28 protein-coding genes are annotated in these 24,113 nt (G+C 62.6%); 17 read left to right on the top strand and 11 right to left on the bottom strand.

The features are described from left to right. Position 1: 1 nt before the first annotated feature. The 3 genes from V3H56_RS10580 to V3H56_RS10570 form a co-directional block, all read right to left on the bottom strand. Positions 2 to 490, bottom strand: a complete 489-nt coding sequence (locus tag V3H56_RS10580) for an RES family NAD+ phosphorylase (protein ID WP_047735610.1) — start codon at positions 488 to 490, stop codon at positions 2 to 4. Next, positions 487 to 978, bottom strand: coding sequence for an antitoxin Xre/MbcA/ParS toxin-binding domain-containing protein (locus V3H56_RS10575; protein ID WP_047735612.1), 492 nt, complete (start codon positions 976 to 978; stop codon positions 487 to 489). Before V3H56_RS10575 ends, V3H56_RS10580 begins: the two co-directional genes overlap by 4 nt. Positions 979 to 1,172: 194 nt before the next feature. Further along, complete coding sequence (locus V3H56_RS10570; protein WP_212803653.1) at positions 1,173 to 2,102, bottom strand: DMT family transporter; 930 nt, start codon at positions 2,100 to 2,102, stop codon at positions 1,173 to 1,175. Between the two features lie 102 nt (positions 2,103 to 2,204). On the opposite strand from V3H56_RS10570, the gene V3H56_RS10565 reads away from it, so the two are divergent. Further along, positions 2,205 to 3,071: a LysR substrate-binding domain-containing protein gene (locus V3H56_RS10565; RefSeq protein WP_042728494.1), complete on the top strand. Its 867-nt coding sequence runs from the start codon at positions 2,205 to 2,207 to the stop codon at positions 3,069 to 3,071. Between the two features lie 46 nt (positions 3,072 to 3,117). Here the strand turns inward: V3H56_RS10565 and V3H56_RS10560 are convergent, their stop codons facing one another. The 4 genes from V3H56_RS10560 to V3H56_RS10545 form a co-directional block, all read right to left on the bottom strand. Further along, a complete protein-coding gene (locus V3H56_RS10560) occupies positions 3,118 to 3,798 on the bottom strand; it encodes a phytanoyl-CoA dioxygenase family protein (protein WP_042728499.1) in 681 nt (226 codons plus the stop codon). Positions 3,799 to 4,010: 212 nt separating this feature from the next. Beyond that, complete coding sequence (locus tag V3H56_RS10555) at positions 4,011 to 4,466, bottom strand: hypothetical protein (RefSeq protein ID WP_338474561.1); 456 nt, start codon at positions 4,464 to 4,466, stop codon at positions 4,011 to 4,013. 330 nt (positions 4,467 to 4,796) lie between these two features. After that, entirely contained in the window at positions 4,797 to 6,029 is a 1,233-nt protein-coding gene (locus V3H56_RS10550) for an NADH:flavin oxidoreductase/NADH oxidase family protein (RefSeq protein WP_338474560.1), read from the bottom strand. A gap of 76 nt (positions 6,030 to 6,105) precedes the next feature. Next, positions 6,106 to 6,576: a MerR family transcriptional regulator gene (locus V3H56_RS10545; RefSeq protein WP_338474559.1), complete on the bottom strand. Its 471-nt coding sequence runs from the start codon at positions 6,574 to 6,576 to the stop codon at positions 6,106 to 6,108. Positions 6,577 to 6,778: 202 nt separating this feature from the next. Between V3H56_RS10545 and V3H56_RS10540 the strand changes: the two genes are divergently transcribed. Further along, positions 6,779 to 7,444, top strand: coding sequence for a M24 family metallopeptidase (locus V3H56_RS10540; RefSeq protein ID WP_042728490.1), 666 nt, complete (start codon positions 6,779 to 6,781; stop codon positions 7,442 to 7,444). 48 nt (positions 7,445 to 7,492) lie between these two features. On the opposite strand, the gene V3H56_RS10535 is transcribed toward V3H56_RS10540, so the two are convergent. Both V3H56_RS10535 and V3H56_RS10530 read right to left on the bottom strand, forming a co-directional pair. Next, on the bottom strand, positions 7,493 to 8,908 hold the full coding sequence (locus tag V3H56_RS10535) for an ATP-binding protein (protein ID WP_338474558.1): 1,416 nt from the start codon (positions 8,906 to 8,908) through the stop codon (positions 7,493 to 7,495). After that, positions 8,905 to 9,567, bottom strand: a complete 663-nt coding sequence (locus tag V3H56_RS10530) for a response regulator (RefSeq protein ID WP_047735622.1) — start codon at positions 9,565 to 9,567, stop codon at positions 8,905 to 8,907. Before V3H56_RS10530 ends, V3H56_RS10535 begins: the two co-directional genes overlap by 4 nt. A 148-nt stretch (positions 9,568 to 9,715) precedes the next feature. Between V3H56_RS10530 and V3H56_RS10525 the strand changes: the two genes are divergently transcribed. The 8 genes from V3H56_RS10525 to V3H56_RS10490 all read left to right on the top strand — a co-directional run bounded on the left by V3H56_RS10525 (position 9,716) and on the right by V3H56_RS10490 (position 16,748). Continuing rightward, on the top strand, positions 9,716 to 9,982 hold the full coding sequence (locus V3H56_RS10525; protein WP_042728488.1) for a PepSY domain-containing protein: 267 nt from the start codon (positions 9,716 to 9,718) through the stop codon (positions 9,980 to 9,982). Beyond that, complete coding sequence (locus V3H56_RS10520; protein WP_042728487.1) at positions 9,982 to 10,527, top strand: cytochrome b/b6 domain-containing protein; 546 nt, start codon at positions 9,982 to 9,984, stop codon at positions 10,525 to 10,527. The genes V3H56_RS10525 and V3H56_RS10520 overlap by 1 nt, the downstream gene beginning before the upstream one ends. 22 nt (positions 10,528 to 10,549) lie before the next feature. Next, complete coding sequence (locus tag V3H56_RS10515; RefSeq protein ID WP_042728486.1) at positions 10,550 to 11,818, top strand: sialidase family protein; 1,269 nt, start codon at positions 10,550 to 10,552, stop codon at positions 11,816 to 11,818. Then, entirely contained in the window at positions 11,818 to 12,417 is a 600-nt protein-coding gene (locus tag V3H56_RS10510; protein ID WP_042728485.1) for a hypothetical protein, read from the top strand. Before V3H56_RS10515 ends, V3H56_RS10510 begins: the two co-directional genes overlap by 1 nt. Continuing rightward, complete coding sequence (locus V3H56_RS10505) at positions 12,417 to 14,435, top strand: sulfatase-like hydrolase/transferase (protein ID WP_338474557.1); 2,019 nt, start codon at positions 12,417 to 12,419, stop codon at positions 14,433 to 14,435. Before V3H56_RS10510 ends, V3H56_RS10505 begins: the two co-directional genes overlap by 1 nt. Before the next feature lie 327 nt (positions 14,436 to 14,762). Further along, positions 14,763 to 15,182 (top strand): organic hydroperoxide resistance protein, encoded by a 420-nt coding sequence (locus V3H56_RS10500; RefSeq protein WP_042728483.1) that lies wholly within the window; start codon positions 14,763 to 14,765, stop codon positions 15,180 to 15,182. 76 nt (positions 15,183 to 15,258) lie between these two features. Then, positions 15,259 to 16,029 carry an alpha/beta hydrolase gene (locus tag V3H56_RS10495; RefSeq protein ID WP_123578814.1) on the top strand — a complete coding sequence of 257 codons (771 nt, stop codon included), beginning with the start codon at positions 15,259 to 15,261 and terminating at the stop codon, positions 16,027 to 16,029. A 173-nt stretch (positions 16,030 to 16,202) separates the two neighbouring features. Next, a complete protein-coding gene (locus V3H56_RS10490) occupies positions 16,203 to 16,748 on the top strand; it encodes a hypothetical protein (RefSeq protein ID WP_047735630.1) in 546 nt (181 codons plus the stop codon). A 44-nt stretch (positions 16,749 to 16,792) separates the two neighbouring features. On the opposite strand, the gene V3H56_RS10485 is transcribed toward V3H56_RS10490, so the two are convergent. Beyond that, positions 16,793 to 17,428 carry a hypothetical protein gene (locus V3H56_RS10485; protein ID WP_047735632.1) on the bottom strand — a complete coding sequence of 212 codons (636 nt, stop codon included), beginning with the start codon at positions 17,426 to 17,428 and terminating at the stop codon, positions 16,793 to 16,795. Positions 17,429 to 17,560: 132 nt separating this feature from the next. Next, entirely contained in the window at positions 17,561 to 18,448 is an 888-nt protein-coding gene (locus V3H56_RS10480; RefSeq protein ID WP_042728479.1) for a MerR family transcriptional regulator, read from the bottom strand. 147 nt (positions 18,449 to 18,595) lie between these two features. Between V3H56_RS10480 and V3H56_RS10475 the strand changes: the two genes are divergently transcribed. The 7 genes from V3H56_RS10475 (at position 18,596) to V3H56_RS10445 (ending at position 24,103) form a co-directional block, all read left to right on the top strand. After that, a complete protein-coding gene (locus tag V3H56_RS10475; protein ID WP_042728478.1) occupies positions 18,596 to 19,042 on the top strand; it encodes a PAS domain S-box protein in 447 nt (148 codons plus the stop codon). Positions 19,043 to 19,146: 104 nt separating this feature from the next. Continuing rightward, complete coding sequence (locus V3H56_RS10470) at positions 19,147 to 19,569, top strand: nuclear transport factor 2 family protein (RefSeq protein WP_042728477.1); 423 nt, start codon at positions 19,147 to 19,149, stop codon at positions 19,567 to 19,569. Then, positions 19,566 to 20,318, top strand: a complete 753-nt coding sequence (locus V3H56_RS10465) for an SDR family NAD(P)-dependent oxidoreductase (protein ID WP_047735633.1) — start codon at positions 19,566 to 19,568, stop codon at positions 20,316 to 20,318. The genes V3H56_RS10470 and V3H56_RS10465 overlap by 4 nt, the downstream gene beginning before the upstream one ends. Positions 20,319 to 20,324: 6 nt before the next feature. Continuing rightward, a complete protein-coding gene (locus V3H56_RS10460) occupies positions 20,325 to 21,572 on the top strand; it encodes an FAD-dependent oxidoreductase (RefSeq protein ID WP_338474556.1) in 1,248 nt (415 codons plus the stop codon). After that, a complete protein-coding gene (locus tag V3H56_RS10455) occupies positions 21,569 to 22,378 on the top strand; it encodes a DUF1365 domain-containing protein (RefSeq protein ID WP_338474555.1) in 810 nt (269 codons plus the stop codon). Before V3H56_RS10460 ends, V3H56_RS10455 begins: the two co-directional genes overlap by 4 nt. After that, positions 22,353 to 23,615, top strand: coding sequence for a cyclopropane-fatty-acyl-phospholipid synthase family protein (locus V3H56_RS10450; RefSeq protein WP_212803649.1), 1,263 nt, complete (start codon positions 22,353 to 22,355; stop codon positions 23,613 to 23,615). Before V3H56_RS10455 ends, V3H56_RS10450 begins: the two co-directional genes overlap by 26 nt. Further along, positions 23,615 to 24,103: a DUF2878 domain-containing protein gene (locus V3H56_RS10445; RefSeq protein WP_047735638.1), complete on the top strand. Its 489-nt coding sequence runs from the start codon at positions 23,615 to 23,617 to the stop codon at positions 24,101 to 24,103. The genes V3H56_RS10450 and V3H56_RS10445 overlap by 1 nt, the downstream gene beginning before the upstream one ends. The last annotated feature ends 10 nt before the right edge of the window (positions 24,104 to 24,113 follow it).

The following is a 24,113-nucleotide window of genomic DNA, read 5'->3' as shown; positions in this document are numbered from 1 at the left end:
CTCACTTGACCAAGCGAGTATCCAGGCCGAACCGCTCCTGCGAGACCAGCCTGAACTGATCCGCCGCCAGGTCGCAGCTCACCAGCAGGTTCCAGGAATGCTGGGTCACCGCCGAAGGAATCAGCACGAAGGGGTGCTGCGCCAGCAACGCGTCAGCGAACTGCTGCTGATTGGGCGAGGGGCGAGCCGGAGCCAGCCAGTTCGGGTTGGGCACGTCTTCGGCCTGGACCACTTTGATGAGCGCCGGATCCAGCACCTCGAAGCAGGTCAGCAGATGGGGCACCGTGTCCAGGGCATCGAACCCCAGGTGCGCCGCCACCTCCAGAATGGCCGTGGCCGGGTCAGCCGAAGCGTAGATGACCCGTCGTCCGGGCGGGTTCCAACGGCCACCGCTTCGTTGCGCACCAATGCCGCTGTCCCACGTCTGCCTGTAGACCTCGCGATCAAGGCGCCAAGCGTGCCATCGCCCCTCCCAGGGCAAAGGATTCACTGGTAAACCCCGTGTTCGATCCGGGTCAGGTAATCCTCCACCACCTGGAAGCCCAGCGCGTTGTCGATCAGTTCCAGTGGCACGTGGCCGTCCAGGTACTTGCAGGGCTTTCTCAACCAGTCCTCCGCCAACGACTGGCTGCCAAAGACATTGATGGCCTGTTCCAGGACCTGGGCGTACTGGAAAGCCACCGTGCTCTGCTGCGGGTTCAGGCGAATGGGCTGGGTCTCCTTCGCCAGGCGCTGGACGGTCCTGACGGACTTGCCGGTAATGCGCTGAACCAGATCATGCTCCAGGTACAACGTGGACGTGGACAGCATCTCCTTGACGTCGCTCAGGTAAAAACCTTCTTGCGCGTAGCGGATGATCAACAAGCGCTCATCCCCCTTGCGGCCCTGTAACAACACTTCGGTAGGCTTCCTGCTGGCCTTCTTCGCCCTCGCCGTGGTTTTGACGATTGAAGCGTCTGCTTGCTTGGCTACGGACATGGCATTGACCTTTCTGCGACATTTGTCGCCATGTTAACGCCAAATGTCGCAAGCGCGGTAACTCCGTTCGTCGGTCTTGGCGAATACGGTTTCAGGCATCGAACTGTCCTCACGATAGAGACTGGGCATCGGATGCCCGAGGGGGGCGCCGTGGCAGAGTCAGATCGTAAGGGGAGCACTTCCGAGGGCCAACCCTAAAAAGCTGTCGGAGACTTCTTCGTTTTCGGCTCGAAATTCAACGCAAGCACACTCACCAACACGATGACGGTTCCTGTCATGACCATTATCGAGGGACGCTCGGCCAACACCAGGGCGGCCATCGACATCGCGGTGGGCGGTATCAGGTAAAGCGCCATTGTTGCTCGACTCACGTTGCTGTGCGCCAGCACATAGGCCCAGGCGAGATAAGCCAACGCGCTGGGGAAAACGCCGAGGGTCAGCACCGCCAGGTTCACCGATGCCGAGGCCTGGCGCGCCGCGTCCGCCAAGCCCGGTGCAAACACGAACAACAGGAGGGTGCCTGACCACAGGGTGTAGCACACCATGGTCAATCCGTCGTAACGATGGGCGTGGCGTTTTTGCAAAGAGAAATACAGGCTCCAGGACAGCGCCGCCAACAGGATCAACAGCCCATGGGCGTCCACCGCTCCCCAGCCATGATCCCCCGCGACCACCACGGCGGCGCCCAATAGCCCGCACAACACACAGCCCCAGCGCCAACCACAGACGCGTTCCTTGAAGACCCATTGCGCCAGCAACGTGCTGAACAGCGGCGTGGATTGAGCCAGCACGCTGGCCGCACCGGCACTGACACCCCGCTGTCCGTAATTGAGCGCAATGTGGTGCAGACTCACGGCCAAAAAACCCAACACCGCCAGCAGCGGAAAATCCCTGAGCCGCGGCCGGGCAATCCCCTTCACCGTCGCCACGAGGGTCATGAACAGCGAAGCGATAAGGAATCGCATCAACGCCAGTTGACCGGGCGCGTAGGCCTGCAAGCCAATGTGGATACCAATCGGTGAATAGGCCCAGCAGACAATCACGAACAGCGTCGCCAGTAGAACCTTCACGTTCGGTTTGCGCAGGCTCTTGGCGCCTTCGAACGACATGCCACGGGTTTGCATCCTGAGTTCCTGCACAGGGCCTATTTGCCTGGGAGTATCGAAACCTCTCCCACCTCAGCACAAGTGACTTAAACTCAATCCATCATTCACTTTGGGTGAGCCATGGAACTGTCCCAACTGCGCATGCTCAAGACGGTCTGCGACACCGGCAGCATTGCCCGTGCGGCCGAAGTGCTGCACTGCGTACCGTCCAACATCACTGCGCGCCTCAAGTCCTTGGAGCGGGAACTGGGCACCGCGTTGTTTTTTCGTGAAGGTCGCGGCCTGCGGATCAGCCCGGCGGGCGAAGTGTTCCTGGACTATGCGAAAAAAATCCTGAGCTTGACGGAACAGGCGCGCCACGCGGTTGGCCCTGACAGTACGCCGAGCGGGCCCCTGCGCATTGGCGCCATTGAGTCCAGCGCCAGCGGGCGCCTGCCGCAACTGCTGGCGAAATACCACGCCCGATACCCGCAAGTGTCCCTGGAACTGAGCACGGGAACCTGGTCCCAACTGCTGGATGATAGTCAGCGCCACCGCCTCGACGGCGTGATCGTCGCCGTCGACATCGAGCGGCCTGGGCTCAAACGGGTGGTGACGTATCGCGAAGACCTGGTGCTGATCGCGTCCGAATCCCACGGACCGTTGCGCAGCGCCGCAGACCTTCGAGGCAAGGCGATCTTCATGTGGCCTTCGGGCTGCCCTTATCGCCTGGCGCTGGAGCAATGGCTGCTGCGTCACGGTCAAGTGCAACCCATCGTCAGCATCGCCAGCTATGGCGCCATCGTCGGGTGTGTCAGTGCGGGTGCCGGCGTCTCGCTGGTGCCGCGCGGGATCTATGAACAATACCGCCAGGGCGCCGGCTGCAGCGGGTATGAGTTCGCCGAACTGACGGGCATCGACAACCTGTTCTACTGGCCTGAAAACGCCGGCCAGCACCCTGCCAGGGAAGCATTCCTGGCCATGCTACAAACGGAGTTCGAGCCATGAGCCGAGCGGCCGGACAGCCTTCCCGCCGCGTTGGGCAGAAGTCGTGCTACAGCGGGCCCAAGGCAACCCCGGAAGGTTCGAATCGCTCGCTCGTGTCCATCTGGATGCTGCGCAGCGCGGCGGTCTCCAGGTGCGAGGCATAGAGCTGCTCTGAAAAGTACCCGATCAGGATGGAGCGACGACGCGCACCGTTCACATTCAGGCTGGCGGCGTGAACCAGTTCGGCGTCAAAAACCAGAATGTCACCGGCGCAACCCGACAGTTGGACGGAGCGGGACTCGTCAGTGAAATCGAAGGAGGGGGCTTGCGGGTCGGGGCGATGGCTGCCGGGCACGAGGCGTGTCGCACCGTTCTCGGGGCCATAGTCGTCGAAGAACGCCAGGGCGACGGCCGTATCGCCGGGGCGCTGGGCCGACAGGTCGCGGTGCAACTGCTGGTGGCCGCCGCCCGCCAGGGGCTCGCGCCCTTCCACTTGCGCCAGGAAGAACCGTTCGCCGATCACTTCGCCCACCGCTGCCAGCAACGGCGGCAAGCGGCACACCGCCTGAATCTGCGCATCACCCTCAAGCAGCGAATGTCGCCAGTCCCAGCCCCGCGGTGTCGGCCATTGATCCGAGGGCCGGACACCCGCATCGAACACGACGCGCAGGCCTGCCAGCCATTCGGCCGGGATCGCCCGGCGCAGCAGGACATAGCCATCCAGGTGGAGCCGTTCGCGGTCTGTCATGGTGACGCCCATTTCCTTATGTTCAGGGGGCCTTCTCCAGGCTAGCCCGACACGAGACTTTTCGCCTCGTGACATCCAGGTTCAGCCGGCCATGGACTCGCGGCTGAAACCAGGCCCTGAATCGTCCCCGGGAAGCCAAGATGGTGCTGCGCCATGCCGATTCTGCCTCTCTCTGGAAAGGTTCGTCCCGCGGGCGTGTGGATGCAGAGCGCTTACCGTATCTGATACAGCACAGCAGCCCCTGGCTTGGGTTCGAAAGCCGGCACCGTGCGCTGCTGGAGGGGCGTCCCCGTTGCGTCCCAAACCAAGGTGTCCGAGGGGTACTCGTCCTTGCGGGTCATGGCGTCGATCTGCTTGGCGATCACTTGCGAGCTTGCAGGCACTTCGGGGTTCCATTCGAATACGCCGACCCTGCCGTAGAACACCGCCGGCGCATCGGCATCGAGACGCCGATCGGGACACATGACCAAGCCGCGATCGAGCATCACCCGCAACGCGCCGACAGGCACCGCCTTCACCGTGGGCGAGGTGCGCTCAGTGCTGTGGCCAGGGCAGACATTGGCCGAGCGAGTCACCATGTCCTCGACCACTTGATTATCGGATTGGGCCTGCGCCGAAAAGGCAACGGCAGACAGGGCAAGCACTACAAGGTTTGACTTCCAGGGCACTCGAAACCTCCTATGGAAAAAAGACTCCAGCGTTGCGGGCCGCCACCCTGCCAAGAACAGTTCGTTGTCAGGGGGCACACTTGAAGACTACCACGACGTTAGTTTGTTCCACTTCTCGATTGAGGTGCTGATTCAATAGCCAAGGCCGTTAGAAAAGGACGGTATCGATGAAAGCTGCAACATTGGAAGAGGTCGGCGAGGCACTAAAAATTCCGAACAACTGATTCTCGAAACCAACGGCGTGTCATCCAGGCGGATCGGGAAATCCGGTTCAGGGCCCCCAGCAAGACACCGGCACAGTCGCCAGCGGTCACGAAAAGCCCCGACACCTCACACCAGACGCTTCTGTACCCAACGCCGATATTGCCGGGTGCGCCAGAGCACCGCGAGCTGCTGCAAGATCAGCGCGCGCAATGGCGACACCGTCGGGTCGGGCTGCTTGTCGCGGCTGAGTTTACTCAGCTGGAACTTGACCACCGCCATGTTGGCCAGGGCCGCGAAGGCTTTGTTCTTCCAGGTGATCGGCGGCAGTTGAGGGGCGCTGTCCTTGCCCTGGCGCCAATCACGAGGCAGGCCCGGGTCGATGGCCAGCGCCGTCCCGATGCCCACCATGTCCACCCCACTGGCCACGACACTCTCAGCCACCGGGCGTCGGCGCACACCGCCGGTGACCATCACGGGCATCCTGGCGACGGTCTGGATGTCGCGGGCAAACTCGACGAAATAGGCCTCACGCGCCAGGGTACTCCCATCGCGCGCATCACCCTGCATGGCGGGGGCTTCGTAACTGCCGCCCGACAGCTCCACCAGGTCCACCCCCAGATCGTTGAGCCACTCGACGACCTTCCTGGCGTCGTCGGCCGTGAACCCTCCGCGCTGGAAGTCAGCAGAATTCAGTTTGACCGCCACCGCAAATTCCGCGGACACCACCGTCCGGACGGCCTTGACGATGTCGAGCAACAGGCGCGCGCGGTTTTCCAGGGAGCCGCCCCACTCGTCCGTCCTCTGGTTGGTCAGCGGTGAAAGGAACTGGCTCAACAAGTAACCATGGGCAGCGTGGATCTGCACCCCGGTGAAACCGGCCTGCTCGCCAAGGCGCGCGCTGCGGGTAAAGCGCTGGATGACCTCTTCAATCACCGCCGGGGTCATGGCGTGAGGCGTTGAGAAAAGCTTGGACATGGAGCCCAGGTCCAGCGGCACAGCAGATGGTGCCCAGGCCTTTTGCCCGAGATTGGCCTGCATCTGGCGACCTGGGTGGTTGATCTGCAACCAGAATTGCGCACCGCCGGATCGACCCACACGTGCCCAGCGCTTGAACTTGTCCAGTTGCTGGTCATCCTGCAACACCACGCCCCCCGGACCGGTCATGGCACGACCGTCGACCATGACGTTGCCGGTGATGATCAGGCCGGCTCCGCCATCGGCCCACGCCTGATAAAGCCGCATCAGGGCTTCGGAGGGCGCCTGGTCGGCGTCTGCCATGTTCTCTTCCATGGCGGCTTTGGCGATTCGGTTCTGGATGGTCGAGCCGTTGGGAAGGATCAGGCGGTCGAACAAACTCATGGGGCAGTCCTCAGCGGGGGGAGGCAGCCACCTTAAGATTGAAGTCAACTTTAAGGTCAACAGATTTTTTTCAGCTTCAAACCCTGCGTGCTTTTTTCCCCTTGGACGTCACCCCGTCCTGACGGGCTGGGGCTGCCCTCGCCCCTTCTTCACGCAGGCGGTGCAACAACAATTGCGCGTTGTCGGCACACGCCACGCCCTCGGGCTTGCCCTCGATGCCCTTGATGACCAGCAGCAGCTGGGCCTTGTTCTGGGCCAGTCGCTGCTGCAGGATTTCGATTTCCTCGACCTTTTGCCTGAGCCCGCCAAGCAGCTCTTCCTCCTGCCAGCCGTTGGCGTCCACCGGCATCAATTGCCGGATCTGCTCCAATGAAAACCCTGCCGCTTGTGCCCCCGTGATGATCTGCAGGATCCACTCGGTCTCAGGCGCATAGTCACGATAACCGTTGGCCTTGCGCTCGACCGACCGGATCAGACCGCTCGCCTCGTAGAAGCAGATGCGCGAGGGCGCCAACCCGCTGATTTTCGCCAGTTCACCAATCCTCATCGCCGCTCCAGAACACCCATTGACCTTGAAGTTGACTTTAACCCTGCAGGCATCGGGCAGCCAAGTAACTCACGGTTTCGGCGACGGCCGCTGCAACCCTGCAAGGGAGCGAAACCGGAAACTTTATTTTTGATATCGACTACCGCAATATATGGAAATATATAGCGCTTGAGCCGCGCCTTTCATGCCAAGGGAATGAACGATGAATGCTGTCTCCAACAACAAAGAAGCGGTCGGTGAGCGCTATCAGCTTGAAACGATGCGCCATGCACAGCAGATGACCTGGAAGGCCATCGATCAGATCGCCCGCGCCATCACCCCCGGCATGCGCGAATCCGAGGCGCAGGCACAAGGCAAGACGATCCTGGCGCAAATGGGCATGGACCGGATCTGGCACCCCTTGCTGGTGCGCTTCGGCGCCAACACGCTCAAGACGTTCAAACAGCGCTCCGAGGGCGATCCCGAGCTGGGAACCGACGATATTTTCTTCATCGACATGGGCGTCGTCTGGCAAGGCCATGAGGGTGACGCCGGGGCGACCTTCACCACGGGCTCCGACCCGCAGATGATCGCCTGTGCCGCAGCCGCCAAGACACTGTTCGACCAGGTCGAGGGCTTCTGGCGCAGTGAACAGGTATCCGGGGTGGCGCTTTACGACTTCGCAGCCGCCCAGGCGAAAGCCATGGGCTGGACGCTCAACCTCGACATCAAGGGCCACCGGGTCAGCGACTTCCCCCATGCGATTCATCGCGGCGGCGACCTCGGAAACCTGGCGCAATACCCCAATACCGGCCTGTGGATCCTGGAAATCCAATTGGCCCATCCTGAGCGCCCGTTTGGTGCGTTTTATGAGGACTTGTTGATCTGAGCGAACCCGATGCTCGAAGAATGCCCGTGTGAACAGCAGCCACGGGCTTCAGCCGACCGGTTCATCCATCGCTTCCGAACGCGCAACCCTCACTGGGTCATCCACCCGAGGGGCGACCCGATTCAAGGTCAGCTCTGCGCATAAACCGCCTCCAGGCTTGTTGTAGAGCCTTAAGTCGCAACCAATCTTGTTGGCGATCATCTCTACAATCGACAGCCCCAACCCGGCGCCCTTCGCATTGCCCCGGCTGTAGAAGCGCTCGAACAGTCGGCCCATTTCCTCTTCATCGATCCCCGGCCCCTGGTCTTCCACGCTCAGGCAATGGGCGCCGATCACCACCTTCACTTCGCTGCCCGGCGGGGAAAAGTTGAGTGCATTGGTCACCAGGTTCTGAAGTGCAATGGCCAACGCCACGGGTTCGCTCTCTACCCAGCATTCCTCATTGCCTTCCAGCACCAGCTCCACGTCTTTTTCCATGGCCAGCGGCGTCAGTTCGGCCAGTTCTTCGCGCACCAGTTCGGTCAGTTGCACACGGCTGCGCTTGGGGTTTTTCAGTTGTGGCTCGATGCGGGCCATGGTCAGTAGTTGGCTGCCGATGCGCGTGGCGCGATCTACACCGTTTACCAGGAAGTCCAGCGCCTCGTACCGCTGTTCAGGCGTGTCGGCGTTCTGGGCGTTCTGGGCATGGATGCGCAGGATCGCCAGGGGCGTGCGCAATTCATGGGCGGCATCGGCGATGAAGCGACGTTCGCGTCCGAGCAACTCGTCCACCTGCACCAGCAACCGGTTGAGCGCGGTCTGCATGGGTTCCAGGTCGCTGGGCAGTGGCTTCAGATGAAGCGGCTGCAAGGTTTCGGCCGTGCGCCCACGAATGGAGCGGGCCATGGCGCGCAGAGGCTTGAGCCCCCAGCCGATGACCAGCCAGATCAGCACGGTCAGCAGCGGCACGCCAATCAGGGTGGGCCAGAGGGTGTGGCGCACGATGCGCTGGATCAGGTCCTGGCGGATGTCATCGCGCTCGCCCACCCAGATCAGCAGGCCCTGTTGCGGGTCGGCCAGGAGGAAGGCGCACCAGTCGTTGCCATTGAGCAGCAGATCGTGGGAGCCGAGGGTCGTCGGGGGTGCCGCGAGCGCAGGGGCCTGCGCGGAACGCACCAGCAGCTCACCTTCGCTGCTCCAGACCTGGAAGGTCAACCGGGTTTCATAAGGATGGGCCACGCCCTCCTCGCCCACGCGGCTCATGGCCTGGTCGAAGGCCTGGTACAAGCGGTCCCAATCCGCTTCGCCGGGGTCGCGCTGGCGCAGCACGCCTTGCAGCAGGCGCGCGCTTTGGGCCAGTTGGGCGTCATAGACCTCCTCGATTTCGTGGTGGCTGTCGCGCAGCACCAGCCAACTGATCAAGGCGTCTCCGAGCAGGATCAGCACCAGCACCGGAACGAGGATGCGCGCTCGTACGGAATTCATGGTTTGAGCGCCAGCACATAGCCAACACCGCGCACGGTGCGGATCAGTTCGGTGGACAGCTTTCTACGCAGGTTGTGGATCAACACTTCCAGCGTGTTGCTCTCCACCCGTTCCTGCCAGCCGTACAGCGCGCGGGACAAGCGCTCGCGGGTCACCACTTTGCCGGGGCGCACCATCAATTGGTGCAACAACTGGTACTCCATGGGGGTGACGATGATGTCGGCGTCCTGGTAGCGCACCTGCTGGGTGGCCGGATCGAGGCTGACGCCGGCGTGTTCGAGCATCGGTTGCGCGCGGCCCTGGCTGCGGCGCAACAGGGCTCGGACGCGGGCCTTGAGTTCCTCCACGTCGAAAGGTTTGACCAGGTAGTCGTCGGCACCGGCGTCGAGGCCGGCGATGCGCTCGGCGGTGCCGTCGCGAGCGGTGAGAATCAGCACCGGCAAGTCATGCTGTCCGGCGCGCAGTTGTTGCAGCAGGTCAATCCCGTCGAGCCGTGGCAGGCCGAGGTCGAGCAACAGCAAATCGAAGCTTTCGCTGCGCAAGGCGTGCAAGGCCGCGGCGCCATCCTGCAACCAGTCCAGGGTGTAGCCTTCGGCAGCCAAAGCCACGCGAATCCCTTGGCCGAGGGCACGGTCATCTTCGACAAGCAGTAGGCGCATGGCAAAAGTCTCTGGAGGAATCGGCGGCATCATGCCGGGTTCTGATCGGGGTTATTTCGGCAAAGATGTTACGGCTCGTTGCAAACTAAGATTGTCCTAAGGTTGGTTTTGCATTGTGAAATCTCCCACATCTGCTGAGAGCTTTTCCATGCGCAAAATTCTCCTGCTGTCCCTGATCATCGCCAGCCCTCTGGCCTTCGCAGGCCCGCAATGCACCACCGCCGAGCGCTCGCAATGGCAAGACGAAAAAGCCTTCCAGGACAAACTCAAGGCTGACGGCTACACCATCAGCAAATTCAAGGTCACTGACGGCAACTGCTACGAGATCTACGGTTTCGACAAGGACAAGCGCAAGGTCGAAATCTACCACGACCCGGTCACCGGCAAGGCGGTGAAGACGGAGATCAAAGGCTGATGCCCGGCGAATCCCTGCGCTTGTGGGACCCCTTGGTGAGGCTGTTCCATGCCTCCATTGCCGGGGTCTTTGTCGCCAACTACTTCTTCAACGAAGCCGGCGACGATTGGCATGTCTGGCTGGGCTACTACGCCATGGCCTGGCTGCTGGTACGAACCGTGTGGGGATTTGTCGGACCGCGCAGTGCACGTTGGGCGGACTTCTGGCCTACCCCCAGAAGACTCAATGCCCACGTGCGCTCGTTGCTCAACGGTCGCCCGCAACATCGCCTGGGCCACTCGCCCATTGGCGCGCTGGTGATGCTGTCGATGTTGCTGGCGTTGCTGCTGATCGGCGTCAGCGGTTTCCTGATGCAGGAAGTCGACGCCTTGTGGGGCGCCGATTGGCCGCTCCAGGTCCATGAAACGGCCGCCAATGGGCTGCTGGCCCTGGTGTGTATCCACGTGCTGGCGGCGCTGTTTGAAAGTGTCCTGGTGCGGGACAACCTGCCGTTATCCATGCTCACCGGTCGCAGGAAGCGCCTGCCGGATGAACGTGGGCAGTAATTTCTCTTGCCACGGGTTCCCTATGCGCTCCACCTTATTGATTGGCCTCTTGCTGGGAGTGTTCTTCGCGGCCTGGCAAAGCCATCCGCCCCATGTGTTGGCGCCGTTTGCCCAGGTCGCTTCGAACACCGCAAACGTCGATGCACCGACGCAGTACAGCAGCCGATTCGTGTCCACCCAGCTCACGGATTTCGTGCATTCCTCGTCGGTCACGGCCCTGCCCGGCGGCGACCTGATGGCCGTGTGGTTCGCCGGTTCGCGCGAAGGCGCCGCCGATGTGCAGGTGCGCACCGCCCGCTTTGATGCGCGCAGCGGCGAATGGGGCGCCGAACAGGTACTGGCCACGCGGGAAAGCACCCGCGATGGCACCCAACGTCACATCCGCAAGCTCGGCAACCCGGTGATCGCCCTGGCGCCGGATAATCGCCTGTGGATGTTCTACGTGTCGGTCTCGGTGGGTGGCTGGGCCACCAGCGCGATCAACGTGATGGTCTCCGATGACCTCGGTGCCAGCTGGACAGCGCCCCGGCAATTGGTGACGTCGCCGTTCTTCAACATCAGCACCCTGGTCCGCGCCGCCCCGGTGTTCCACGCCGACGGCTCCATCGGCCTGCCGGTGTACCACGAGTTCATGGGTAAGTTTGCCGAGTACCTGTACCTGAGCGCGGACGGCGCCGTGATCGACAAATTCCGCATCAGCCGTGGCAAGAACGCCCTGCAACCGACCATCGTGCCGCTGGACGGCCAGCGCGCCGTGGCGATGTTGCGCTATGCCGGCGACACCCATCACCGCGTGCTGGCCAGCCGCACCGCGGACGCCGGGCAAACCTGGAGCCCGCCGTACCCACTGGAGCCCGCCAACCCCAATTCGTCGCTGGCGGCGGTGGGCACCGCGGACGACGGTTTGCTGGTGGCCCTGAACGACCTGCAGGACGGCCGCTTCAAGCTCAGCCTCTACAGCACCGACGCCCAGCTCAGTCAGTGGCGCACCGTGGTGGAACTGGATCAGTCGCCCGACCCGCTCGGTCAGCCGTTTTCCCCCGAAGCCTATAAAGCAATCATTGGCGAAGGCTTTCGCGCCTCCAGCGGTGCGAAACGGTTACCGCTGGCGCAACGCTTCCTCAGCAACCTCGACTACCGCGTATGCAAGCCCCAAGGCTGCGATTTCGAATACGAGTACCCGTACTTCAGCCGCAGCCCGGACGGCATGTATCACCTGGTGTACTCGTGGAATAACACGTTCATCAAACATGTCAGCTTCAACGAAGCCTGGCTGGCGGAGCGTCTGTGATGGTTTCTCTGTGGCAGGCCCACTTGAGTTTCGTGCTGCTGGGGTTCGTGCTTTTGAGCACGCTCCGGTTCACCGCACCCTGGCGGCCATGGCTGTTGCCAATGCTGGCGGCGGTGAGTTTTGTGCAGGTCAATGAGCTGCCGTTGGCGGCGTACGTGCGCAGTTTTACCGATGACTTGGCCATCAGCACGCTGGTGCTGCTGGCGTGGGTCGTGCTCAACCGCCTGGGCGTGGTGCCGCCGCTCGCTCGACGGCACCAGGTGCAAATGTGGCTGCTGTTCGGTCTGTTGAGCCTGGTGCTCTACCCCGCCACGCTGGGCCTGACCTATTTCGACCCCTACCGCTGGGGCTTCAACCCTCGACCGATGATCGTGCTGGTGGCAGCGGCGACGCTGCTGATGCTGTGGCTGAGGCATGCGTTGGCGGTGGGGATGCTGGCGATCGGCACGTTGGCGTTCGCCTTGCGGCTCAAGGCCTCGGAAAACTATTGGGATTATCTGATGGACCCATTGCTGGCCGGCTACTGCCTGATCGCCGGTGCAGGGTTGTTGATCGGCATCGCCTGGCGTCCCCTTTTGAAATGGCACAGAGGTCAATGATGAGCGCGTTGCAATCACGCCGCTTGCGCTACGGCGTGGGCGCGATCGGGCTGGTATTTGCGTTGCTGGTGGCGCTGCGGCTGGTGTTCCTGCTGGGCTTTTCAGGTCTGGACTTGACCACCCCGGCGCTGCTGGAAACCCTGGGCATCGGCCTGCGCTTCGACCTGCGCCTGGCCGTGCTGCTCCTGCTGCCGCTGGCTGTGCTGGCGTGGCTACCGCGCTGGAACCTCAGCACCCTCCCGGCCCTGCGCTGGCTGGCGCGCGCGTATCTGGCTGTGGCCTTGGCGATGATCGGCCTGGTGTACATCATCGACTTCGGTCATTACGCCTACCTGGGCGTGCGCATCAATGCGACGGTACTGCGTTACCTGCAAGACGCGCAGATTTCACAACAGATGGTGTGGGAAACCTACCCGGTGCTATGGATCACCGCCGGCTGGCTGGCAGCGGTGGTGGCGTGGGTGTGGGCGTTGGTCCGCCTGGAGCGCTTGACCTTGGACCGCACGCCCACCTCCCACAACCGGTGGGCGCTGGCATCCGTCTCAGTGATGGGTGTGGTCGCCGTGTTGCTGGCCCTGCTCGGCCGCGTCGCCAACCTCAACCTGGAAAACCCGGTGCCCCTGCGCTGGAGCGATGCATTCTTTTCCGGCAACAGCCAAGTGGCCGCCGTGGGGCTGAACCCGGTGCTGTTTCTGTACGACACCCTGAAAACTGGCCAATCGCAGTTCGATGAAGCCCTGGTGCGCCAGTATTATCCGCAAATCGCCAAGTACCTGGGGGTGGATCGGCCGGATGCCCGGCAGTTGGACTTCAAGCGCCATCAAGGCGTACAGCCCTATCGGCTGGCCGGCGAGCGCCCGCCGAACGTGATCTTTGTGATGCTCGAATCCCTCGGCACCAGCGCCGTCGGTGCCTACGGCAACCCACTCAATCCCACGCCGAACCTGGACAAACTCGCCACGCAGAGCTGGTTCTTCAAGCATTTCTACGTGCCGGTCACGGGCACCGCCAAGACCGTCTGGGCCAGCATCACGGGCGTACCCGACGTCACCCGCCAGGAAACGGCCACGCGCAACCCGCTGATCACCCGGCAGCACACACTGATCAACGCGTTCGAAGGCTATCGGAAGTTCTACATGATCGGCGGCAACGCCGGTTGGGCCAATATCAATGCATTGATCCGCCAGAGCATCGACGATGTGCAGCTGTTTGAAGAGAGCGACTGGCGAACGCCACGGGTGGACGTGTGGGGCATTTCCGACCTGGACCTGTTCAAGGAGAGTGACGAACGGCTGCGCGCCGTCCCCAAGGACCAGCCGTTCTTCGCTTACCTGCAAACCTCCGGCAACCATCGCCCCTTCACCATCCCCAAGCACAACGACGGCTTCCAGGTGAGTGATGTGACGCTGGAACAAGCCCAGGCCGCCGGTTCGCGCAGCGTCGAGCAATACAACGCGGTGCGCCTGCTGGACTACAACATCGGCCGTCTGATGGAGATCGCCAAGGCCGGCGGCTACTACGACAACAGCATCTTTGTGTTCTTTGGCGACCACAACACACGCATCAGCCAGATCCCGCACATGGCGCCCGCCTTCGAACAGCTGGGCCTGGAAAGCAACAACGTACCGTTGCTGATCCACGCCCCAGGCCTCGCGCCCCGCGTGATCGAAGAGGCCGTCGGCCTGGCCGACCTGTTGCCCACCGTGGCGGGCCTGGCAGGCATCCCCTTCACCAACGGCGCCATGGGCCGGGACATCCAGCAGCCCGCCCCCGAAGGCGAACGCGTGGTGCCGCTGGTGTTGCGCGAAGGCACCTTCCCGATCATCGGCGGCGTGACCCAGCACTTCCTGCTGCAGATGCAGCACGACGGCAGTTCACCCACCCTGCATGACCTGGCCTCGCCAACGCCCCGAGAAGACGTGGCCGCGCAACACCCTGAAGAGTTCCTGCGCTTGCAGGAACTGACGCGCGGCCTTCACGAAAGTGCGCGTCTGATGCTGCATCGCAACGTTCGTTAGCCGTGGCCAATAAGCGGTGATCTGAAGAACAGCGCGACCTCCGCCTTCGAGGTCGCGCGCAGCGTCAGCGAAAATCAGCACGTTTTCGATAGCAGTCCAGAAGCCAAGCCCACCCCTGTCGTCTCGCGAACGGGACAGACGTCTTCGTGCCTTAAAAAATATTCCCTTTAAAAACAATGAGCTAATGGAAATTTCAATGTATTTCCAAAAATTAGCTTGCGCGCTAAATTTCAATGCGATAATTTTCACTCAACTTCTTAGCGCGCAAACATTTAAGGCGCTAAAACCTAACCAGCACCGTCCGCATCTACTCTCAGGAGAAAGACCATGAAAGCACTCTACACCGCTGTAGCAACCGCCACCGGTGGCCGTGATGGCCGCGCTGTTTCGAACGACGGCATCCTCGACGTGAAGCTGACTACCCCCAAGGAACTTGGCGGCGCCGGCGGTGCGGCGACCAACCCTGAGCAACTGTTCGCCGCCGGTTACTCGGCCTGCTTCATCGGCGCGCTGAAATTCGTCGCCAGCCAGGGCAAGCGCAAGATCCCGGACGACGCCTCGATCACCGCCCACGTCGGCATCGGCCAGATCCCCGGCGGTTTCGGCCTCGACATCGACCTGCACATCAGCCTGCCGGGCCTTGATCAAGCCGATGCCCAGGCGCTGGTCGACGCGGCCCACCAGGTCTGCCCGTACTCCAACGCCACCCGCGGTAATGTCGATGTGCGCCTGCACGTCTCGGTCTGACGTCACGGGCCTTCCCGAACGTGCACACCGCCACAACAGGCAACCACCCGCTTCTTCTTTTTAAAGGTAGTGACTCATGAAAAAGCTTCTTTCTGGCCTGGCCCTCGCCACCGCTTTCGCAGCTGCCGGTCTTGCAAACGCGGCCGACGTCAAACCCACTGTCGTGCTAGTGCATGGCGCTTTCGCCGACTCTTCGAGCTGGAACGGCGTGGTAAAAATTCTGGAAAAGGACGGCTATCCGGTCATTGCGGCGGCGAACCCTTTGCGGGGCGTCAGCAGTGATGCCCAGGCCGTGGCGAGCATCGTCAAGAACATCAAGACGCCGGTGGTCCTGGTCGGCCACTCCTACGGCGGCTCGGTGATCAGTGAGGCGGCGTACGGCAACCCCAACGTGAAGGGCCTGGTGTACGTGGCAGCGTTCACGCCCGAGACGGGCGAGACGGCGGCGCAATTGTCTGGACGGTTCCCGGGCGGCACCCTGGCTTCGGCCTTGGCGGCCCCGGTGGACCTGGCCGACGGCGGCAAGGATCTGTACATCGAGCAGGACAAGTTCCACGACCAGTTCGCCGCCGATGTACCTGAGGCCGAAGCACGCCTGATGGCTGCCGGTCAGCGTCCGGTCACCGTCGCCGCGCTCAACGAAGCCGCGACCGACCCGGCCTGGAAAACCATTCCATCCTGGTTCGTGTACGGCGACAAGGACAAGAACATCCCGCCTCAAGCCATGGCGTTCATGGCAGAGCGTGCCCATTCTAAACAGACCGTCGTGGTGAAAGGCGCCTCCCACGTGGTGATGGTTTCCAACCCGAAGGTGGTGGCCAACCTGATCGAGAAAGCGGCGCAATAACACGCCCTCTGGCAACCGGGGACCGCTGGCAACAGGCAGCGGTCCTTGCTCATCTGCTGCAAGCTGCAACGGCCCGGCAGGCATTCCATCGGCACTGCACACGTCTAATCCTTGATGGCTCATAGCTATCTGTCGATAATCACGCCTCTTTAAAAAGCACATAAGGATTTGCTGTGAAGAAGCTCTACCTGGCTCTACCGTTCTGCGCCCTGCTGCTTCAAGGCTGCGGTGTGACCATGACCCGCTACGAACCCAACTTCCAGAACGTTCAACAGCTCAAGCAACAGGTGCCCATGCAGCCCGTGCGTGAAGCCCAGGTCGATGCCGATTCCGGCCAAGGGTCGCTGATGGTGCGCATGAACCCGATCTCTTCGCCTGCCGGTAGCGTTCCGCTGCACATCCAGGCAGCGATCAACGACGAACTGCGCCAGGCGGGTCTGCTGGACCCTCGCGCTGACCGTCAGCTGCAAGTCCGGTTGATCAAGAACCAGCTCACGGCCGGCATGGGCAGCGGTCATGGCGAGTTGTCCGCACGCTTCACGCTGCGCAAAGGCGACCAGGTTCTCTACGAAGCCACCAAGGACGTGCAGCGCGAATGGGACAGCAGTTTCTTCGGCCCGATCGCCATCCCGGCGGCCGCGAACAACTACAACCCGATGGTGCAGGACCTGCTCAAAAACTTGTACAGCGACCCGCAGTTCACTCAAGCGTTGAAGTAAGCAAAAAAAAAGAGCCGCAATCGCGGCTCTTTTTTTCAGCGGTGTCAGCCCCGTGGAATGCGGGTGTCGACAGCGGAGTATTTCGTGCGGTTGTTGTCGACCCAGTTCTTCAACAGCGCATTGACCTGGCGGTTGAAGGTGTCAGTGACGGCTGCCTTGGGGGTATTGCCTGCCAGCGGCAGGAACCAGATGCCCATCCAGGTGTTGATCGCGTCATGGTTGTTGGCTTTGCCCAGTGGCTGGCCACGCTCATCCACGGTTTCCAGGCTCATGGTGTACTGGTCCGTTGCCAGTGCAGGAATAATCCCGAGCGAGAAACCACTGATGAACGCCAAGACCAACTGACCGCCGCCTGGCGCGTGGTTGTAGACCTTCAGGCGCAGGCTGTAGTCACCGGGTTGCTTCTGGAATTCGTCGAAAACCACGCGGCCAAACAGCCCCGATTCATCGATGGTACGTTTCAGTTCGGGCTTGAGCATGTCGCGGGCCTGCGGCACTTCGGTGGCCTTGGCACTGTCAGGTTCGCCCTGATAGAAATCGAAGTCGACATAGACGTTCGGCTTGTTCGAATAACCGGCCATCGAAGGCAGGTTCACTGGGGCGACTTCATCCTTGGTGAAGCTGGCGCAGCCAGTGAGGCTCAAGGCCAGGACAAGACCTATGGCTTTTGCAAATTGCATATCAACTTCCTTGCGTAATGTTCTAGTTGCCGCTCACGAAGAGGGGTGCGGATTCTAGCGGGATCCACCCGAAATCAAAAGGCCATCACTTGGCTGGCCTCAATGCCTGCATGCAATCGTGCAAACAAGCGGTCACAGATCCAGGGTGCCTCTGATCAAGGCGTTGAGCACGCCCTCGACATCGGCGTCCTGCTCGTTCAACAGGCACAGCGGAATGCCTTGCAGGGCGGCTTGCGAGCCAGCCAGCCCCACCCCCGTCAGGGCCAGTGGGCAAGCGATGTCCATTTGTAACGAACGCAGGCGCGTGGCCAGGAGGGGGTTGACCGGCGCTTGCAACGCAATCACCAGCGCCGCCGGCTGGATGGCCGCGCACACCAGGGCAAGCTCTTGCAAGGGTTGCCCGCAACCGAGCACGTCGATGCGTTGCTGCTTGCCGCCCAGCAGCACGGCGGCGCACAGCAACTGCAGTTCGGCATGCCCTTCGGTACCGGCCAGCAGTACGTGCGGCGCATCCACCTGATCCCTCTGCAGGCGCAGCATCAGGCGATTGCGCAGGAACGTGTCGAGAAACAGCCATTGGCTGCACGCCCCCAACGCACTGCCCGCCGCCAGGTCTTGCCAGACCGGCATCAACACCTTGCGCAGTACCACAGCCTTGGGCAATAGCGTGAACAACCGGTGATAGAGGTCTTCCAGCGCCCGGGCATCGAAGGCCTTGGTGGCGTGCACGACGGCGGCACGCCAATCGTCAAGCGCGTTATCCTCGGGCGGGACCACCTCGTGCTGGCCTTCGAGCAGTTCGCCGACCTTGCTGATGGGCAGGCCACCGGCCGTCCAGCGCAGGATGTCGCGTATGCGCTGTACATCCTCGACCGTGTACAACCGATGACCACCGTCGGTGCGTTGCGGGCGGATCAACCCATGGCGTCGTTCCCAGGCACGCAATGTCACCGGATTGATGCCGGTCAGGCTGACCACGTCACGCATGGGCAGCAAATCGGGTGGGGTGGCTTCAGTCATACGAGGGGTTTATCCGAAAGGTGGCACATTCTAAACCCATACAGTCTTTCTGCGGCGAGCATCCGTAGGTCATCATGTGGCAAACCGCACCGAGGCTTCGCACAGGTGCGCTACGCAGACCGCTGCATAATTTCGTGGGTGGGCCCAATGATCGACGCAAAGCTGCTGCAATTGATGGTCGAAAACTCCAACGATGGCATCGTCGTCGCCGAGCAGGAGGGCAACGACAGCATCCTCATCTATACCAACCCGGCCTTCGAACGCCTCACCGGCTATAGCGCCGACGACATCCTCTACCAGGACTGCCGCTTTCTCCAGCGCCAGGATCATGATCAGGCGGGCATCGCCGCTATCCGCGAGGCGATCAGCCAGGGCCGGCCCTGCCGTCAGGTCCTGCGCAACTATCGCAAGGACGGCAGTCTGTTCTGGAATGAATTGTCCATCACGCCCGTGCACAACGAGGCGGACCAGTTGACGTACTACATCGGCATCCAACGCGACGTTACGGCGCAGATTGCCGCCGAGGAACAGGTTCGCGCGCTGGAAGCAGACGTCGCGGAACTGCGTCGGCAACTCGCCGAGATCAATCGTTGAAACAAAAAACTGTACAAGAGGATTGACTTGTACAGATTTAACCGTACGCTTCAGCCATACCTGTACAACATTTCTTTTTTGTACAGGATTGCCTGGAGTGCCGTATGTCAGCCTACCTGCAGCAATTCGCCGAGGACTTTGCCAGTCTCACGGGAGACAACCTCGATGCACTGGAAAAGCTGTACAGCGAAGACATCATCTTCCGTGATCCCCTGCATCAGATCCAGGGCCTGAAGGACCTGCGAGCCTACTTTACCGAGCTGTACGCCAACGCCCACGACATCCGCTATGCCTTCACCAGCGCCGACGAAGTCCAGCCTGGGCAAGGTTACCTGCGCTGGACCCTGCAGTTCCGTCATCCACGCCTGGCCCGCGGCGAGCAGATCACCCTGCAAGGCTGCAGTCATTTGCAGTGGAGCGACCGGGTCCATTTCCACCAGGATTATTTCGACGCCGGCGCCCTGCTCTATGAACACATCCCGGTCATGGGCGGCGCCATCCGCTGGCTCAAGGGCCGGTTGGCATGAGCCGTTGCTGGCTGACCGGCGCCAGTAGCGGCATCGGGGCCGCGCTCGCGCAACACCTGCTGGAGCAAGGCCATCAGGTGGCATTGGGCGGTCGCCACGCAGATAGCCTCGCACCTCTGGCGGAGCGGTTTCCCGGCCAGGTATTGCTGGCCATCGGCGACCTCGACGACCCGGAGCAAGTGGCCGGGATCGCCACCCGGATCCAGCTTGCCTGGGGAGCGCTGGACATGGCGATCCTCAATGCCGGCACCTGCGAGTACCTGGAACCGGGCCATTTCGACCCCGCCGTGGTCGAGCGAGTGATGCGCACCAATCTCATGGGGGTCAGCCACTGCCTGGCGGCCGCCCTGCCCTTGCTGCGCAATGGCCAGCGACCCCACCTGGTGGTGATGGGCAGTTCGGTGACCTGGCTGGCCTTGCCCCGCGCCGGTGCCTACGGCGCGTCCAAGGCGGCCGTGCGGTATCTGGTGGAGTCGCAGCGTATCGACCTGGCCCGCGAGGGCATCGACGTCACCCTGGTCAACCCCGGCTTCGTCGACACGCCACTGACCCGTCGCAACGACTTCCCCATGCCGCAACTGTGGTCGGCGCAGCGCGCCGCACGGCATATCGCCAAGCGTCTGCCCCGACGGCCGCTGGAGATCAACTTCCCCGGCATTTTCACCCTGGTGTTGCGCCTGCTCGGGGCCATGCCCGCGTGCCTGCGCCTGAAGCTGGGCCAACGCCTGGCCCGCCATGAACAGGATTGACGATCGATGCGTATAGCAATCATCGGCAGCGGCATCGCGGGCCTGACCTGCGCCCACCTGCTGTCACGCAAACACGAAGTGACGGTGTTCGAGGCCGCCGAATGGGTTGGCGGTCACACCCACACCGTCGATGTGGCCTGGCGTGGCGAGCACTATGCCATCGACACCGGCTTCATTGTCTTCAACGACTGGACCTATCCGAACTTCATCCGCTTGCTCGATCAGCTCAAGGTCGCCTCACGACCGACCGAGATGAGCTTCTCGGTGCATGACCCGCTCACCGGCCTGGAATACAACGGTCACGACCTGAACACGTTGTTCGCCCAGCGTCGCAACCTGGTGTCGCCGGGATTCTGGGGAATGCTGCGCGATATTCTGCGCTTCAATCGCCAGGCGCTCGCCGACCTGGACGAGCAGCGTATCGACGCCAGCACCACCCTGGGCAGCTACCTGCGGGCCCAGGGCTACGGCCAGCGCTTCATCGAGCATTACATCGTGCCGATGGGGGCGGCGATCTGGTCGATGTCCCCCGCGGACATGCTCGACTTTCCCCTGCAGTTCTTCGTGCGCTTTTGCCGCAACCATGGCTTGCTGTCGGTGAATCAGCGTCCGCAATGGCGGGTCATCGAAGGCGGCTCGCGCAGTTACATCGCGCCGTTGTGCCAACCGTTCGCGCAACGTATCCGGCTCAACTGCAAGGTTCACCGGGTCAGCCGCGACGAAGTCGGCGTAACGCTGACCAGCGCCGCCGGCCCGGAACGCTTCGACAGCGTGGTGTTCGCCTGCCACAGCGACCAGGCCCTGGCGCTGCTGGAAGCGCCCAGCCCGCAGGAACGCGCCGTACTGGGCGCCATCCGCTACGCCGACAATGACGTCGTGCTGCACACCGACAGCCGCCTGCTGCCGCGCCGCAGGAGGGCCTGGGCCAGCTGGAACTATCGTCTCGGCGGCAGCGACCAGGCCCCGGCGGCCGTGACCTACAACATGAACATCCTGCAAGGTATCCAGGCATCGGAGACCTTCTGCGTAAGCCTCAACCAGACAGCGTTGGTGGACCCGGCAAAGATCATCGCCCGCTTCCAGTACGACCATCCGCAGTACAGCCTGGCCGCATCGGCTGCGCAAGCGGACCACGCGCAACTGCAAGGCCAGCAATTGAGTTACTACTGCGGTGCCTATTGGGGCAACGGCTTTCACGAGGACGGGGTGGTCAGCGCGCTGAAGGTGGCTGAGCATTTCGGAGAAACATTGTGAACAGCAGCCTTTGCCTGGGCTGGATCAGCCACCGTCGCCTGTCGCCACGGCGCCATGCCTTCCGCTACCGGATCGGCCTGTTCTACCTGGACCTGGACGAGCAAGCCTGGCTGCTCGGCCTGTCGCGCTGGCTGGGGCGCTGGCGCCTGGCACCGCTGAGCTGGCGCGAGAGCGACTACCTGCCGGCGCGGACCCGTCAAGGCGAGTCACTGGCCCAGGCCGCCCGCCTGCTGGTCGGACAGGCCACGGGACAAACACCCGAGGGCCCGGTCCACCTGCTCACGCAGTTGCGTTGCTGGGGCCTGTCGTTCAACCCGGTGAGTTTCTATTTCTGCCACGACCGCGACGGGCGCCTGGCGGCGATCCTGCTCGAAGTGCGCAACACGCCGTGGCGTGAGCGATTCCACTACGTGCTGCCGGTGCAAGACGACCTCGCCAAACCGTTCGCCGTGGCCAAAGCCTTCCATGTGTCGCCGTTCATGCCGATGGACATGGACTATCGCCTGCGATTCGCCCTGGACGAACAGCACGTGCGCATCCACATGGAGAACTGGCAAGGCACCGACAGGGTTTTCGAGGCCGACCTCGCCTTGCGCCGCCAGCCGCTGGATCGAAAGGCGTTGCATCGATACATCCTGACGTTCCCCTGGATGAGCCTGCGCACTGTCTCGGCCATTTACTGGCAAGCCTTGCGCCTGTTGTTCAAGCGCACCCCAATCCATGACCACACGACCCGCCCGGGCGACCTGGCGCTCGGCCAACCTTGCGAGAACCCCGACCATGTCCAATTCCACCCTGAGCGTTAGCAAGTCCACGGGCCTGGCGCCTTTGCTCGGCGGGCTGGCCCGCACCGCCGTGCTCGCTCAACTGGGCAAGCTGCGCCACGGTCACCTGCGGCTGCTCAGCCATGGGCGGCAATGGAACTTCGGTGATGCCGCCAGCCCGTTGCAGGCCGAAGTGGAGATCCTCGACGACACCACCTGGGGCATGATCGCCGGCAACGGCTCAATCGGCGCGGGCGAGGCCTATATCCACGGCTTCTGGCGCAGCCCGGACCTGGCCTTGGTGACCCGCCTGTTCGTCGCCAACCTGGACGTGCTCGATGCCCTTGAAGGCGGCCTGGCGCGCCTGGGTCGCCCGGCCCTGCGACTGCTGCATCGGTTGAACCGCAACAGCCGACGCGGTTCCCGGCGCAACATCCTAGCCCACTACGACCTGGGCAATGCCTTGTTCGAGCGGCTGCTGGACCCGACCATGATGTACTCCGCCGCCCAGTTCGAGCACGCCGGGCAAACACTGGAACAAGCCCAGTTGCACAAGCTGGAAAACATTTGCCAGAAGCTTGAGCTGCGCCCCGACGATCATCTGCTGGAGATCGGCTGCGGCTGGGGCAGCCTGGCGATCCACGCGGCCATCCGGCACGGTTGCCGGGTCACCACCACGACCCTTTCCGAAGCGCAGTACGCCTATACCGTGCAGCGCGTGCAGGCCCTGGGGCTGGAGCAGCGCGTGACGGTGCTGCGCGAAGACTACCGCGACCTCAAGGGCACCTTCGACAAGCTCGTCTCGATCGAAATGATCGAGGCTGTCGGCCACCGCTACCTGCCGGTGTATTTCCGCCAATGCGCGGCACTGCTCAAACCCGAGGGCCTTATGCTGTTGCAGGCGATCACCATCCGAGACCAGCGCTATGCCCAGGCACGGCGCTCGGTGGACTTCATCCAACGCTACATCTTCCCCGGCGGCGCCCTGCCCTCGCTGAGCGTGATGCTCGACACCGCCAGCCGTCACACCGCCCTCAACCTCGTGCACCTGGAGGATTTCGGCCTGGACTACGCCCGCACCCTGGAACATTGGCGCGATAACTTGCGACAGGCGCGTACCGAACTGACGACGCTGGGCTACGACGATACGTTCCAGCGTCTGTGGGAGTTCTACCTGTGTTATTGCCAGGGCGGTTTCCAGGAGCGCGCCATTGGTGTGGCGCACCTGCTCTGGGCCGCGCCCCAGGCAAGGCGTGCGGCCTTGCCTGGACAGGCTTGATGCCCAGGCGATGGCTGGTCGCCAATGCCCTCTGGTTGCAGGTCGGCTGGTGGATCTGCGTACTAGGGGCTCAGCATCCCTGGCTGTTGTTGCTGGTGCCCGTCGGCCTGGCCCTGCATCTGTGGCTGTGTCCGGACTTCAATGGCGAGGTAAAGGCCCTGCTGCGCACCGCCCTGGTCGGTTGTGCGCTGGATAGCCTGCTAGGGGCGTTGAACGTATTCCGCTTCGACAGCTGGCCGCTGCCCCTGTGGCTGGCGCTGTTGTGGCTGGTCCTGGCCAGCGGCTTGCGCCACAGCCTGGCCTGGACCGGCCGGCCCGTCTGGCGCGCGGCGGTGCTCGGCGCAGTGGGAGGTCCGTTGGCCTACCTGGGCGGCGCCAGGGTGGCACAGGTCGAGCTGCCGCTGGGCGTCATGGAAACGGGCATCCTGTTGAGCGCGGTCTGGGCATTGGCCTTTCCCCTGCTTGTGCGCCTCGCGGCGTGGCGCTGAGCCGCTGCCT

The organism is Pseudomonas sp. MS646 (assembly GCF_036693845.1).
GTDB lineage: Bacteria > Pseudomonadota > Gammaproteobacteria > Pseudomonadales > Pseudomonadaceae > Aquipseudomonas > Aquipseudomonas chlororaphis_E.
The sequence above is the reverse complement of the archived record's forward strand: the minus strand, read 5'-3'. Positions and strand labels throughout refer to the sequence as shown.

Coding starts and splice junctions, on each gene's coding strand:
- V3H56_RS10575 (WP_047735612.1), bottom strand. CDS start 978: ATGTCCGTAGCCAAGCAAGCAGACGCTTCAATCGTCAAAACCACGGCG.
- V3H56_RS10570 (WP_212803653.1), bottom strand. CDS start 2,102: ATGCAAACCCGTGGCATGTCGTTCGAAGGCGCCAAGAGCCTGCGCAAA.
- V3H56_RS10565 (WP_042728494.1), top strand. CDS start 2,205: ATGGAACTGTCCCAACTGCGCATGCTCAAGACGGTCTGCGACACCGGC.
- V3H56_RS10560 (WP_042728499.1), bottom strand. CDS start 3,798: ATGACAGACCGCGAACGGCTCCACCTGGATGGCTATGTCCTGCTGCGC.
- V3H56_RS10550 (WP_338474560.1), bottom strand. CDS start 6,029: ATGAGTTTGTTCGACCGCCTGATCCTTCCCAACGGCTCGACCATCCAG.
- V3H56_RS10545 (WP_338474559.1), bottom strand. CDS start 6,576: ATGAGGATTGGTGAACTGGCGAAAATCAGCGGGTTGGCGCCCTCGCGC.
- V3H56_RS10540 (WP_042728490.1), top strand. CDS start 6,779: ATGAATGCTGTCTCCAACAACAAAGAAGCGGTCGGTGAGCGCTATCAG.
- V3H56_RS10535 (WP_338474558.1), bottom strand. CDS start 8,908: ATGAATTCCGTACGAGCGCGCATCCTCGTTCCGGTGCTGGTGCTGATC.
- V3H56_RS10530 (WP_047735622.1), bottom strand. CDS start 9,567: ATGCGCCTACTGCTTGTCGAAGATGACCGTGCCCTCGGCCAAGGGATT.
- V3H56_RS10525 (WP_042728488.1), top strand. CDS start 9,716: ATGCGCAAAATTCTCCTGCTGTCCCTGATCATCGCCAGCCCTCTGGCC.
- V3H56_RS10520 (WP_042728487.1), top strand. CDS start 9,982: ATGCCCGGCGAATCCCTGCGCTTGTGGGACCCCTTGGTGAGGCTGTTC.
- V3H56_RS10515 (WP_042728486.1), top strand. CDS start 10,550: ATGCGCTCCACCTTATTGATTGGCCTCTTGCTGGGAGTGTTCTTCGCG.
- V3H56_RS10510 (WP_042728485.1), top strand. CDS start 11,818: ATGGTTTCTCTGTGGCAGGCCCACTTGAGTTTCGTGCTGCTGGGGTTC.
- V3H56_RS10505 (WP_338474557.1), top strand. CDS start 12,417: ATGAGCGCGTTGCAATCACGCCGCTTGCGCTACGGCGTGGGCGCGATC.
- V3H56_RS10500 (WP_042728483.1), top strand. CDS start 14,763: ATGAAAGCACTCTACACCGCTGTAGCAACCGCCACCGGTGGCCGTGAT.
- V3H56_RS10495 (WP_123578814.1), top strand. CDS start 15,259: ATGAAAAAGCTTCTTTCTGGCCTGGCCCTCGCCACCGCTTTCGCAGCT.
- V3H56_RS10485 (WP_047735632.1), bottom strand. CDS start 17,428: ATGCAATTTGCAAAAGCCATAGGTCTTGTCCTGGCCTTGAGCCTCACT.
- V3H56_RS10480 (WP_042728479.1), bottom strand. CDS start 18,448: ATGACTGAAGCCACCCCACCCGATTTGCTGCCCATGCGTGACGTGGTC.
- V3H56_RS10475 (WP_042728478.1), top strand. CDS start 18,596: ATGATCGACGCAAAGCTGCTGCAATTGATGGTCGAAAACTCCAACGAT.
- V3H56_RS10470 (WP_042728477.1), top strand. CDS start 19,147: ATGTCAGCCTACCTGCAGCAATTCGCCGAGGACTTTGCCAGTCTCACG.
- V3H56_RS10465 (WP_047735633.1), top strand. CDS start 19,566: ATGAGCCGTTGCTGGCTGACCGGCGCCAGTAGCGGCATCGGGGCCGCG.
- V3H56_RS10460 (WP_338474556.1), top strand. CDS start 20,325: ATGCGTATAGCAATCATCGGCAGCGGCATCGCGGGCCTGACCTGCGCC.
- V3H56_RS10450 (WP_212803649.1), top strand. CDS start 22,353: ATGTCCAATTCCACCCTGAGCGTTAGCAAGTCCACGGGCCTGGCGCCT.
- V3H56_RS10445 (WP_047735638.1), top strand. CDS start 23,615: ATGCCCAGGCGATGGCTGGTCGCCAATGCCCTCTGGTTGCAGGTCGGC.